We start from the raw sequence: 12,093 nt of genomic DNA, 5'->3' as shown, positions 1-12,093 counted from the left end.
GCGGAGGTGGGAATACGGGGTGAGTGCGGCCCGGTGGTCGATGGTGGCACCCGGCGGGGACATGGGGAAGCCGCCGGGCGGTCGCGACCGGCGGCTTCGAGTGGTGTCGAGTGTGCGCGCCCGGTCAGCCGGCTACGCGTACGGCGAGCGCGTCGCCGATCTCGGAGGTGCTGCGTGCGGGCAGGCCGACGCGCTCCGCGAGGTCGGCGGAGACGGCGTCCTCGATGCGGGTGGCCTCGGCCTCGTGGCCGAGGTGGCGCAGGAGGAGGGCGACGGACAGGACCGTGGCGCTGGGGTCGGCCTTGCCCTGGCCCGCGATGTCCGGTGCCGAGCCGTGCACGGGCTCGAACATGGACGGGAACGCGCCGGACGGGTTGATGTTCCCGCTGGCGGCGACGCCGATGCCGCCGGAGACGGCCGCGGCGAGGTCGGTGATGATGTCGCCGAAGAGGTTGTCGGTGACGATCACGTCGAAGCGCTCGGGCTGGGTGACGAGGTAGATCGTCGCGGCGTCGACGTGGATGTAGTCGGTGGTGACCTCGGGGTACTCCTCGGCCACCTTGTTGAAGACGTTCGTCCACAGGTGGCCGGCGAAGGTCAGCACGTTGTTCTTGTGGACCAGCGTGAGCTTCTTGCGGGGGCGGGCCTGGGCGCGGGCGAAGGCGTCGCGGACGACGCGCTCGACGCCGAACGCCGTGTTCACCGAGACCTCGGTGGCGACCTCGTGCTCGGTCCCCTTGCGGATGGTGCCGCCGTTGCCGGTGTAGGGACCCTCGGTGCCCTCGCGGACGACGACGAAGTCGATCTCCGGCTGCCCCGCGAGCGGCGTGGCCACGCCCGGCAGGAGCTTCGACGGCCGCAGGTTCACATGGTGGTCGAAGGCGAAGCGGAGCTTCAGCAGGAAGCCCCGCTCCAGGACGCCGGAGGGGACGCTCGGGTCGCCGATGGCGCCGAGCAGGATGGCGTCGTGCCGCTTCAGCGCGTCGAGGTCGGCGTCGGTGAGGGTCTCACCGGTGGCGTGGTAGCGCTGGGCACCGAAGTCGTACTCCCTGGTCTCCAGCTTCACATCCTGCGGGAGGACGGCGGAGAGCACTTTCAGGCCTTCGGCCACGACTTCCTGGCCGATGCCGTCACCGGGGATCACTGCGAGATTGATGCTGCGAGACATGTGGGCACCCTACTCCTCGTCCCATTTCCTGACACGAGCGTCCGAGATACGGACATCCGCACGGGAGGGGAGGTCGCGGTCCGGTGCGCTCGGCGTGGCTCAGTGGCCGGTCGAGCCGCCGTTGTCGCGGCGGTCGAGGGCGCGCTGGAGGGCGGCGGCGGCGTTCTTGCGGTCGGACTCGCTCGTGCGGGAGGCGTGACGGACGCGGCGGCGGGCGGTGGTCTCGGCCATGGGGAATCGACTCCTTCGACAAGCCGGGAATGCGGAGGGGAAACGCGTCACCGGAAGGGGCGGGGAGCGGGGCCGCAGGGGTTGCCTGCACGGGGCCCGGCTCGCTACCGCCGTTCGCTTGATCGAGCGAGACGTTCGGCTCCTACAAAAATAAGGGGGCCCGGCGCATCTGTCTGCACAATTACTCGGACTTCCTACTATCTGAGACGGTGGACTCGGCCCCACCGCCACGACCTGCGGAAACGCCGGACGGGCCAGGTCGTGACGACCTGGCCCGTCCGGCGGGGCCGCGGCAGCGGTACGGAGGGGTACCCGGTGCCGGAGGGGATCAGCCCATGTGCGGGTACGCGTAGTCGGTCGGCGCGACCAGCGTCTCCTTGATGGCACGGGTCAGGGTCCAGCGCATCAGGTTCTGCGGGGCTCCGGCCTTGTCGTTGGTGCCGGAGGCACGGCCGCCGCCGAAGGGCTGCTGGCCGACGACGGCGCCGGTCGACTTGTCGTTGATGTAGAAGTTGCCCGCCGCGTAGCGCAGCTTCTCCATCGTGTACGCGGCCGCCGCGCGGTCGCCCGAGACGACCGAGCCGGTCAGCGCGTAGTCGGACACCGACTCCATCTGGGTCAGCATCGCGTCGTACGCGTCGGCCGCGCTGTCGTCGTACACGTGCACGGCGAGGAACGGGCCGAAGTACTCGGTGCGGAAGACCTCGTTCTCCGGGTCGGAGCACTCGACGACGGTCGGGCGGACGAAGTAGCCGACCGAGTCGTCGTAGGAGCCGCCCGCGACGATCGCGCAGGACGAGTCCTCCCTGGCCCGGTCGATGGCGGCCTTGTTCTTGGCGAAGGACCGCTCGTCGATGACGGCGCCCATGAAGTTCGACAGGTCGGTGACGTCGCCCATGGTGAGGTGGTCGACCTCGGCGGCGAACTCCTCCTTGAAACCGTCGTTCCAGATCGACGCCGGGATGTAGGCGCGCGAGGTGGCGGAGCACTTCTGGCCCTGGTACTCGAAGGCACCGCGGGTCAGGGCGGTCTTCAGCACGGCACGGTCGGCGCTCGGGTGGGCGACCAGGAAGTCCTTGCCGCCGGTCTCGCCGACCAGACGCGGGTAGGTGCGGTACTTCTCGATGTTGTTGCCGACCGTCTTCCACAGGTGCTGGAAGGTCTTGGTGGAGCCGGTGAAGTGGATGCCCGCGAGATCGCGGTGCTCCAGGGCTACCTTGGAGACCTCGATGCCGTCGCCGGTGACGAGGTTGATGACGCCCTTGGGCAGACCGGCCTCCTCCAGCAACCGCATCAGCAGCACGGCGGCGTGGGTCTGGGTCGGTGACGGCTTCCAGACGACCACGTTGCCCATCAGGGCCGGTGCCGTGGGCAGGTTGGCCGCGATCGCGCTGAAGTTGAAGGGCGTGATCGCGTAGACGAAGCCCTCCAGCGGACGGTGGTCCATGCGGTTCCACACGCCCGGCGAGTTGGCCGGGGGCTGCTCGGCCAGAATGCCGCGCGCGTAGTGGACGTTGAACCGCCAGAAGTCGATCAGCTCGCAGGGACTGTCGATCTCGGCCTGCTGCACGGTCTTGGACTGGCCGAGCATGGTGGAGGCGGCGATGGTCTCGCGCCAGGGACCCGACAGCAGTTCGGCGGCGCGCAGGATGATCGCCGCGCGGTCGTCGAAGGACATCGCGCGCCAGGCCGGGGCGGCGGCCAGGGCGGCGTCGATCGCGTCCTGGGCGTCCTGCTGGGTGGCGTTGGCGTAGGTGCCCAGGCGCGCCGTGTGGTTGTGCGGCTGCACGACGTCGAACCGCTCGCCGCCGCCCATCCGCTTCTCGCCGCCGATGGTGCAGGGCAGGTCGACCGGGTTGTCGGCCAGTTCCTTGAGCTTGGCCTCCAGCCGGGCGCGTTCGGGCGAGCCGGGGGCGTAGCCGTACACCGACTCGTTGACGGGCGTGGGGACCTGGGTCACAGCGTCCATTCGGACCTCTTTCGAGGGAACCACCGGTTTCAGCCGGTGGGGGAATCGAATCCCTGATGTATGTTTCTGGCTGTCCCGCAAGGGATCGGTTCGGGCTGGACCGCAACCCTCGGGTTGGAAGCCCCCTTCCTTCGGGAGGGGGAGCGGAGTCACGAGCTCCTCTTCCGAGTGCGGCTGATGGGCGGTAGCTGTCGCTATCCAGGGTGCACCTGGGTGTCCACAGCTACCGCTCATCCCTTGCTGACCATCGAGCGCAGGAAGAAGCGCAGGTTCGCCGGCTTCTCCGCCAGACGACGCATACTGTGCCTTCCCGGGGGACAACCCCCGGACCCCCGGCCGAGGCCGCAGCACAGCCGAGTTTCCTCAGCCATGACCGATCATGCTCCGCAGGAAGAAGCGCAGGTTCGCCGGCTTCTCCGCCAGACGACGCATGAAGTAGCCGTACCAGTCGGTGCCGTAGGCCGTGTAGACGCGCATGCGGTGTCCTTCGGCGGCCAGCCGCAGGTGCTCGTCGCCGCGGATGCCGTAGAGCATCTGGAACTCGTACTCGCCGAGCTTGCGGCCGGCGGTGCGGGCCAGTTCCTGGGTGATGGAGATCAGGCGCGGGTCGTGGGACCCGATCATCGGGTACCCGTCGCCCTCCATCAGCGTCCGCAGGATGCGCACGTACGCCTTGTCGATCTCGTGCTTGTCCTGGTGGGCGACCTCGGCAGGTTCCTTGTAGGCGCCCTTCACCAACCGTACGCGACTGCCGTTCGCGGCGAGGCGGCGCGCGTCCTCCTCCGTGCGGAAGAGGTAGGCCTGGATGACGCAGCCGGTCTGCGGGAAGTCCTTCCGCAGGTCGTCGTGGATGGCGAACATCGAGTCGAGGGTGGTGTGGTCCTCGGCGTCGAGGGTGACCGTGGTGCCGATCGCGGCGGCGGCCTCGACGACCGGGCGGACGTTGGCGAGCGCCAGGTCGTGTCCGCCGGGGAGCGCCTGGCCGAACATCGACAGCTTCACCGACATCTCGGCGCGGGTGCCGAGTTCCAGCGGGCCGAGCCGGCCGATCAGTTCCAGGTAGGCGTCGCGCGCGGCGGTGGCCTGCTCGGGGGTGGTGATGTCCTCGCCGACGACGTCCATCGTCAGCTCCAGGCCGTTGCCGGTGAGCTCGTCGATGACGGGCAGGATCTCGTCCACGGTCTCACCGGGGATGAAACGGTCGACGACCTGCTTGGTCACCGGGGCCGCCGAGACGAGGCGACGCATCCGGTCGCTGCGTGAGGCGGCGAGAATCACGGGACCCAGCACGGGGCACCTCCACAAGCTGCTGAACGACCGCGACCCGACGCTTCGGGTACGGCATGGGGAACCACCGTGAAACCTAGGGATTCATCCGATCGTGGGCCATCGACAGCTGTCACGCATCCGTGCCACCGATCTCAGACAGATGTATGAAGGTCTCGCGGTTCTGCGGGAGAATGCCGAGGTGACGTCGGAACACAGGGGTGACTACCAGGAGCTGGTGGACGAGATCTCGGAGCTGCTCGGCGCTCCGGCGACCCTGGAGAACCGTGACTTCGAGCTGCTCGCCTTCGGCGCGTACGACAGCGAGGGCGAACTCGATCCGTCCGTCCTCGACCCGGTGCGCACCCGCTCGATCCTCACCCGCCGTTCGACGGCCGCCGTCCGGGCCTGGTTCGAGGGGTTCGGCATCACCCGCGCGACGGGCCCGGTCCGCATCCCGCGCACCCCGGAGGCGGGCGTGCACCGGGGCCGTGTCTGTCTGCCGGTACGTCATCGGGGCGTCGTCCTCGGCTACGTCTGGCTGCTCGACTACGACCCGGGGCCCTCCGAGGAGCAGCTGGGCGCGGCGATGGGGGTGACCGCCCGGATCGGGGCGCTGCTCGCCGACGAGGCGCAGCACGGCGCCGATCTGACCCGTGAGCTGCGGGCGGTGCTGGGCGCGGAGCGCGAGGGGCAGCGGGAGTCGGCGGTCGCCGAGTTCCGTACCGCCCTCGGCAGCCGCGCCGACGGCCCGTACACGTTGGTGTGCGTGGCCCCGTGGCCCTCCGCCGGTCCCGAGGACGCCCCGTCGGTGCGTACGGTGCCGGGCGCCACGGCCCTGTGCACCCTGCCGTGGGGGGCCTCGGAGGTGTCGCTGGCCCTGCTGCTGCGGCTGCGCGCCTCGGACGTCCTGACCCCGGCGACGACGGCCGCCGGCCGGCTCCTGGAGCGGGCCCGCGCGAGCGGCGCCGGGCACCGGCCCGCCGTCGGCACGGCCACCGCGACTTCCCCGGCCGCCGCCGGGATCGCCACGCCCCGCTTCGGGCTCGCCGGACTGGGCGCCGCCTGGGACGAGGCCTCGGCGGCGGCCCGCGCGGCCCTGGCCGAGTCCCGCCTGGGCCCGGTCGCCCGCTGGTCGTCGATCGGCCCCTACCGGCTCCTGACCGCGCTGCCCCGTCGGACCGCACCCGACCCCGCCGTCGGACCGCTGCTCCTCCCGGCGCACCGGGAACTCGCCCGTACCGCCGAGACCTACCTCGACCACGCGGGCCAGGCCGGCCGCACGGCCGCCGAGCTGGGCATCCACCGCCAGACCCTGTACTACCGGCTGTCCCGGATCGAGCAGATCACGGGCCTGGACCTGGACGACGGCGAGGCCCGGCTGCTGCTGCACATGGCCCTGAAGGCGCACCGGCTGTGAGGGACGCCCCCTGTCGGGGGCACGCGCCGTGCGGCACCCGACTTCGTACAGGCGTGTCCCGCTCCTCGCTGGGACCCTTCACTGACACGAACGGGGCCGCGCCCTCGCCGCGCCCACGGCGGGCGACCACGATGGGGGGAAGCGGTCCTGCCGGGTTCAGGGAGCGCATATGGACACGTACGGCATCGTCATCCTCGGTGCCAGGGCGGGGGCGAAGCTGATCCGGTGCTCGGTGGGTGCGTGGCGTCCGCGCGGGCCGACGGCCTCGAGCCGGTCGTCGCCCGCGGCTCGATCGTCCAGACCGTCCGCGCGGCGACCGAGGGGTCCGACGAGGGCCGGCTCATGCTCCTCGCCGATGCCGGTTCGGGCAAAAGGCGCCGGTTGACCGGGAGGACTTCCCGGTCACCCGGCGCCTTTCGGGCCGAACGGGGGTCCGGGAGCGGGGCTCCCGGGGACGGTGGTCTCAGACCAGTTCCACCGAGCGGGCCGACGTGGCGCCGATCTCCGCCGCGAGCTCGGCCAGCACCGCGGGGGGCACCGTGTCGTCGACCGTCAGGACGGCGAGGGCCTCGCCGCCGGCCGCGGCACGCGCGACCTGCATGCCGGCGATGTTGATGCCGGCCTCGCCGAAGATCCGGCCCACGGTGCCGACGACACCCGGGCGGTCCTCGTAGCGCAGTACGGCCATGTGGTCCGCGAGCGCGAGGTCCACGTCGTAGTCGCCGACCGCGACGATCTTCTGGACGTTCTTGTGACCGGCCAGCGTGCCGGAGACCGCGATCTCCTCGCCGTCGGCCAGGGTGCCGCGCACCGTGACGACGTTGCGGTGGTCGGCGGACTCGGAGCTGGTGGTCAGCCGGACCTCGACACCCCGCTCCTGCGCGAACAGCGGCGCGTTCACGTAGGACACCGTCTCGTCGACGACGTCCTCGAAGACGCCCTTGAGCGCGGAGAGCTCCAGCACCTTCACGTCGTGCTGGGTGATCTCGCCGTACACCTCGACGTCGAGGCGGACCGCGACCTCGCCGGCCAGCGCGGTGAAGATCCGGCCGAGGCGCTCGGCGAGCGGCAGGCCCGGCTTGACGTCCTCGGCGATGACCCCGCCCTGCACGTTCACCGCGTCCGGGACCAGCTCGCCGGCGAGCGCGAGGCGCACCGAGCGGGCGACGGCGATACCGGCCTTCTCCTGTGCCTCGTCGGTGGACGCGCCGAGGTGCGGGGTGCAGACGACCTGGTCGAACTCGAAGAGCGGGGAGTCCGTGCAGGGCTCCTTGGCGTACACGTCGAGGCCGGCGCCGGCGACGCGGCCCTCCTTGAGCGCCGCGTACAGCGCCTGCTCGTCGACGATGCCGCCGCGCGCGGCGTTGATGACGCGCACGCTCGGCTTGACCTTGCGCAGCGCCTCGTCACCGATCAGGCCGAGCGTCTCGGGGGTCTTGGGCAGGTGGACGGTGATGAAGTCGGAGACCTCGAGCAGCTCGTCCAGCGACAGCACCTTGACGCCCATCTGCGCGGCCCGCGCGGGCTGCACGTAGGGGTCGTAGGCGACGACCTTCATCCCGAAGGCGGACATGCGCTGCGCGACGAGGGCGCCGATCCGCCCCAGACCCACGACTCCGAGGGTCTTCTCGGCGAGTTCCACGCCCGTGTACTTGCTGCGCTTCCACTCGTGGTTCTTCAGCGCGGCGTTGGCCTGCGGAATGTTGCGCGCGGTGGCGATGATCAGCCCGCACGCGAGTTCCGCGGCGGTCACGATGTTCGAGGTGGGCGCGTTGACCACCATCACGCCGGCCTTGGTGGCGGCGGAGACGTCGACGTTGTCCAGGCCGACGCCGGCCCGCGCGACGACCTTGAGCTTCTTCGCGGTGGCGATGGCCTCGGCATCGACCTTGGTGGCCGAGCGGACCAGGATCGCGTCCACGTCGGCGAGGGCGGGCAGCAGTTCCGCCCGGTCCGCGCCGTTGCAGTGGCGGATCTCGAAGTCCGGGCCGAGCGCGTCCACGGTCGCGGGCGACAGCTCTTCGGCGATGAGTACGACAGGTTTCGAGCTCACGTGAGTCCTCACATGTCCAATGCGGCGGCCGTCCCGACGGCCGCATGCGGTGGAGGGGAGCGGCGCCGGGGTGTGCCTGCAATTCCTCGGTGTCGCTTAGCCGCGTGGAAGACGCACGACGCTGTGGGCCTGACGCGTATGGTGCAGCAGTCTAGTGGCGCCGGGGTGTCGTCCTGCGTCACTGCGGAAGGATCATCCGGAAGTGGCCTCACCGGCCTGCCGACGAAAGATCCAGCCCCTGTGGCGATGGTGGAGCGGCGGTGGAGCGGGGTCGGGCACGGGCCCCGGCGGGGCCCGTGCGAGAGGGCTCCGAGGCGGGTGCCGGCCTCAGCGCGCGGCACCGCCTCGGAGCGCTCGGCTCACGCCTCTTCGTCGACCCAGCTCATGAGCTTGCGCAGCTCCTTGCCGGTGGTCTCCAGCAGGTGCTCGCTGTCCTGCTTCTTGTACTCGTTGTACTTCTTCAGACCGCCGTGGTACTCGTCCATCCACTGCTGGGCGAAGGTGCCGTCCTGGATCTCGGCGAGGATCTTCCTCATCTCGGCCTTGGTGGCGTCGGTGATGATCCGCGGGCCGGTGACGTAGTCGCCCCATTCGGCGGTCTCGGAGATCGACCAGCGCATCTTCTCCAGGCCGCCCTCGTACATGAGGTCGACGATCAGCTTCAGCTCGTGCAGGCACTCGAAGTAGGCGATCTCCGGCTGGTAGCCCGCCTCGGTCAGCGTCTCGAAGCCCGCCTTGACCAGCGCCGCGGTACCACCGCAGAGGACGGCCTGCTCACCGAACAGGTCGGTCTCGGTCTCCTCGGTGAAGGTCGTCTTGATGACGCCCGCGCGGGTGCCTCCGATGCCCTTGGAGTACGACAGGGCGAGCGCGAAGGCGTTGCCGGAGGCGTCCTGCTCGACGGCGGCGATACAGGGAACGCCGCGGCCCTCCTCGTACTGGCGGCGCACCAGGTGGCCCGGGCCCTTCGGGGCGACCATGCAGACGTCGACGCCGGCCGGGGGCTTGATGAAGCCGTAGCGGATGTTCAGGCCGTGGCCGAAGAACAGGGCGTCGCCGTCCTTCAGGTTGCCCTTGATGTGCTCCTCGTAGACCTGGGCCTGGATCGGGTCCGGAACCAGGATCATGATGACGTCGGCCTCGGCGGCGGCCTCGGACGGGTTCACCACGCGCAGGCCCTGCTCCTCGGCCTTGGCCTTGGACTTCGAGCCCTCGTGCAGACCGACGCGCACGTCGACGCCGGAGTCGCGCAGCGACAGGGCGTGGGCGTGGCCCTGGCTGCCGTAACCGATGACCGCGACCTTGCGGCCCTGGATGATGGACAGGTCGGCGTCGGCGTCGTAGAACAGCTCGGCCACTTTGGGTTCTCTCCTTGTGTGCAGGTGTTGCTTCCCACCGTATGACGGGGAGGGGAGGGGAGGTTTCGGAGTCTCGGAATACGGGCGGCCGGTGTGTCGCGGCCGCCCGTTTCCTGTCTTACGCCGACCGGTCGAGGGCGCGCAGTGATCGGTCGGTGATCGAGCGACCACCACGTCCGATCGCGATCGTGCCGGACTGGACCAGTTCCTTGATGCCGAACGGTTCCAGCATCTTCAGCATGGCGGACAGCTTGTCGTTGCTGCCGGTGGCCTCGATGGTCACGGCCTCCGGGGAGACGTCCACGGTCTTGGCGCGGAACAGCTGGACGATCTCGACGATCTGGGAACGCGTCTCGTTGTCGGCCCGCACCTTCACCAGAACGAGTTCGCGCTGGACGGCGTGCCCGGGTTCGAGCTCGACGATCTTCAGCACGTTGACGAGCTTGTTGAGCTGCTTGGTCACCTGCTCCAGCGGGAACTCCTCGACGCTCACCACGATGGTGATGCGGGAGATGTCGGGGTGCTCGGTGACGCCCACGGCGAGCGAGTCGATGTTGAAGCCGCGACGGGAGAACAACGCGGCGATCCGGGCCAGGATGCCGGGGGTGTTCTCCACCAGGACGGAGAGCGTGTGCTTGGACATGTCGTGTTTCCTCTTCGCTCTTCCCGGCTCAGTCGTCTTCGTTGTCGCCGAAGTCGGGGCGGACGTCGCGGGCGGCCATGATCTCGTCGTTGGAGGTGCCGGCGGCGACCATCGGCCACACCATGGCGTCCTGGTGAACGATGAAGTCCACGACGACCGGGCGGTCGTTGATCGAGTTCGCCTCCTCGATGACCTTGTCGAGGTCCGCCGGGTCCTCACAGCGGATCGCGTGGCAGCCCATGGCCTCCGACAGCTTGACGAAGTCGGGGACGCGGGTGCCGGCACTGCGCTGCGTGCCGGGGCCCACCGCCGAGCCGCTGCCCAGGTCGGTGGGGGCACCGCCCGCCTCGATGGGGCCGGCTCCCAGCACGGTGTTGGAGTAGCGCTGGTTGTAGAACAGCGTCTGCCACTGGCGGACCATCCCGAGGGCGCCGTTGTTGATGATGGCGACCTTGATCGGGATGTTGTTCAGGGCGCAGGTGGTGAGTTCCTGGTTGGTCATCTGGAAGCAGCCGTCGCCGTCGATCGCCCAGACGGCCCGGCCGGGCTGTCCGGCCTTGGCGCCCATGGCCGCCGGGACGGCATAGCCCATGGTTCCGGCGCCGCCGGAGTTCAGCCAGGTGGCGGGCTTCTCGTACTGGACGAAGTGTGCGGCCCACATCTGGTGCTGGCCGACGCCGGCGGCGAAGATCGTGTCCTCGGGCGCCAGCTGTCCGATGCGTTCGATGACCTGCTGCGGGGAGAGCGAACCGTCCTCGGGCTGGTCGTAGCCCAGGGGGTAGGTGTCGCGCCAGCGGCTCAGGTCCTTCCACCAGGCGGTGTAGTCGCCCCGGTGGCCCTCGGCGTGCTCCTTCTGGACGGCCTGGACGAGGTCGGCGAGGACCTCGCGGGCGTCGCCGACGATCGGCACGTCGGCGGCCCGGTTCTTGCCGATCTCGGCCGGGTCGATGTCGGCGTGGACGATCTTCGCGTAGGGGGCGAAGCTGTCCAGCTTGCCGGTGACGCGGTCGTCGAAACGGGCTCCGAGGGCGACGATCAGGTCGGCCTTCTGCAGCGCGGTGACGGCGGTGACCGCACCGTGCATGCCCGGCATTCCCACGTGCAGCGGGTGGCTGTCGGGGAATGCGCCGAGTCCCATCAGGGTGGTGGTGACGGGAGCCTCGGTGAGTTCTGCCAGGACCCTCAGCTCCGCGGTGGCACGGGCCTTGATGACGCCGCCACCGACGTAGAGGACCGGCCGCTTCGCGGAGGTGATGAGTTTGGCGGCCTCGCGGATCTGTTTGGCGTGCGGCTTGGTGACGGGCCGGTAGCCGGGCAGGTCCATGGTGGGCGGCCAGGAGAAGGTGGTGCGGGCCTGGAGGGCGTCCTTGGCGATGTCCACGAGCACCGGGCCGGGGCGGCCGGTGGCGGCGATGTGGAAGGCCTGCGCGATCACCCGCGGGATGTCCTCGGCCTTGGTGACCAGGAAGTTGTGCTTGGTGATCGGCATGGTGATGCCGACGATGTCCGCCTCCTGGAAGGCGTCCGTGCCGATCGCCTTGGAGGCGACCTGCCCGGTGATCGCGACCATCGGCACGGAGTCCATGTGCGCGTCGGCGATCGGGGTGACCAGGTTGGTGGCGCCGGGCCCCGAGGTCGCCATGCAGACGCCGACCTTGCCGGTGGCCTGCGCGTACCCGGTGGCCGCGTGGCCCGCGCCCTGCTCGTGCCGGACCAGGACGTGACGCACCCGGGTGGAGTCCATCAGCGGGTCGTAGGCGGGAAGGATCGCACCGCCGGGAATGCCGAATACCGTGTCGGCGCCGACCTCCTCGAGCGAGCGGATGAGGGACTGCGCGCCCGTGACGCTCTCGGGGGCGGACTGCTGTCCTCCGGATCGGGGCCGCGGATGCGGGTGGGCCCCGGTGGCCTGCTCGGTCATCGGCTTCTCTTCTCGATGCTGAGGGTTTTTGCGAGGTTCACGCGGTGTGCGTGGGCGGTGCGAC

At 70.1% G+C, this 12,093-nt stretch carries 9 protein-coding genes; 1 reads left to right on the top strand and 8 read right to left on the bottom strand.

Annotated features, from left to right (window positions below):
- Positions 1-124: 124 nt before the first annotated feature.
- The 4 genes from V4Y04_RS26360 to V4Y04_RS26345 form a co-directional block, all read right to left on the bottom strand.
- Positions 125-1,168, bottom strand: a complete 1,044-nt coding sequence (locus V4Y04_RS26360) for a 3-isopropylmalate dehydrogenase (RefSeq protein WP_332430813.1) — start codon at positions 1,166-1,168, stop codon at positions 125-127.
- A gap of 99 nt (positions 1,169-1,267) precedes the next feature.
- Positions 1,268-1,399 (bottom strand): hypothetical protein, encoded by a 132-nt coding sequence (locus V4Y04_RS26355; protein ID WP_332430812.1) that lies wholly within the window; start codon positions 1,397-1,399, stop codon positions 1,268-1,270.
- A gap of 328 nt (positions 1,400-1,727) precedes the next feature.
- A complete protein-coding gene (pruA, locus tag V4Y04_RS26350) occupies positions 1,728-3,368 on the bottom strand; it encodes an L-glutamate gamma-semialdehyde dehydrogenase (protein WP_332430810.1) in 1,641 nt (546 codons plus the stop codon).
- A gap of 363 nt (positions 3,369-3,731) precedes the next feature.
- Positions 3,732-4,658: a proline dehydrogenase family protein gene (locus tag V4Y04_RS26345; RefSeq protein WP_332430809.1), complete on the bottom strand. Its 927-nt coding sequence runs from the start codon at positions 4,656-4,658 to the stop codon at positions 3,732-3,734.
- A 139-nt stretch (positions 4,659-4,797) separates the two neighbouring features.
- Between V4Y04_RS26345 and V4Y04_RS26340 the strand changes: the two genes are divergently transcribed.
- Complete coding sequence (locus V4Y04_RS26340; protein WP_332430808.1) at positions 4,798-6,054, top strand: PucR family transcriptional regulator; 1,257 nt, start codon at positions 4,798-4,800, stop codon at positions 6,052-6,054.
- Between the two features lie 463 nt (positions 6,055-6,517).
- On the opposite strand, the gene serA is transcribed toward V4Y04_RS26340, so the two are convergent.
- The 4 genes from serA to V4Y04_RS26320 all read right to left on the bottom strand — a co-directional run bounded on the left by serA (position 6,518) and on the right by V4Y04_RS26320 (position 12,029).
- Positions 6,518-8,107, bottom strand: a complete 1,590-nt coding sequence (gene serA, locus V4Y04_RS26335; RefSeq protein WP_332430807.1) for a phosphoglycerate dehydrogenase — start codon at positions 8,105-8,107, stop codon at positions 6,518-6,520.
- Between the two features lie 359 nt (positions 8,108-8,466).
- Complete coding sequence (gene ilvC / locus V4Y04_RS26330) at positions 8,467-9,465, bottom strand: ketol-acid reductoisomerase (RefSeq protein WP_332430806.1); 999 nt, start codon at positions 9,463-9,465, stop codon at positions 8,467-8,469.
- Positions 9,466-9,583: 118 nt separating this feature from the next.
- The gene (gene ilvN / locus V4Y04_RS26325; RefSeq protein WP_332430805.1) at positions 9,584-10,108 is read right to left on the bottom strand and encodes an acetolactate synthase small subunit; all 525 of its coding nucleotides are present in this window, start codon (positions 10,106-10,108) and stop codon (positions 9,584-9,586) included.
- 28 nt (positions 10,109-10,136) lie between these two features.
- The gene (locus V4Y04_RS26320; protein WP_332430804.1) at positions 10,137-12,029 is read right to left on the bottom strand and encodes an acetolactate synthase large subunit; all 1,893 of its coding nucleotides are present in this window, start codon (positions 12,027-12,029) and stop codon (positions 10,137-10,139) included.
- Between the last annotated feature and the right edge of the window lie 64 nt (positions 12,030-12,093).

This window comes from Streptomyces sp. P9-A2 (assembly GCF_036634175.1).
GTDB classification, from domain to species: Bacteria; Actinomycetota; Actinomycetes; order Streptomycetales; family Streptomycetaceae; genus Streptomyces; species Streptomyces pratens.
Note: the sequence above shows the minus strand (reverse complement) of the source record. Positions and strands in the feature narration are given on the sequence as shown.

What these genes read in the sequence shown, in the direction of transcription:
- V4Y04_RS26340 (WP_332430808.1), top strand. Translation starts at nt 4,798, where the DNA reads ATGTATGAAGGTCTCGCGGTTCTGCGGGAGAATGCCGAGGTGACGTCG.
- pruA (WP_332430810.1), bottom strand. Translation starts at nt 3,368, where the DNA reads ATGGACGCTGTGACCCAGGTCCCCACGCCCGTCAACGAGTCGGTGTAC.
- V4Y04_RS26320 (WP_332430804.1), bottom strand. Translation starts at nt 12,029, where the DNA reads ATGACCGAGCAGGCCACCGGGGCCCACCCGCATCCGCGGCCCCGATCC.
- V4Y04_RS26355 (WP_332430812.1), bottom strand. Translation starts at nt 1,399, where the DNA reads ATGGCCGAGACCACCGCCCGCCGCCGCGTCCGTCACGCCTCCCGCACG.
- ilvN (WP_332430805.1), bottom strand. Translation starts at nt 10,108, where the DNA reads ATGTCCAAGCACACGCTCTCCGTCCTGGTGGAGAACACCCCCGGCATC.
- V4Y04_RS26360 (WP_332430813.1), bottom strand. Translation starts at nt 1,168, where the DNA reads ATGTCTCGCAGCATCAATCTCGCAGTGATCCCCGGTGACGGCATCGGC.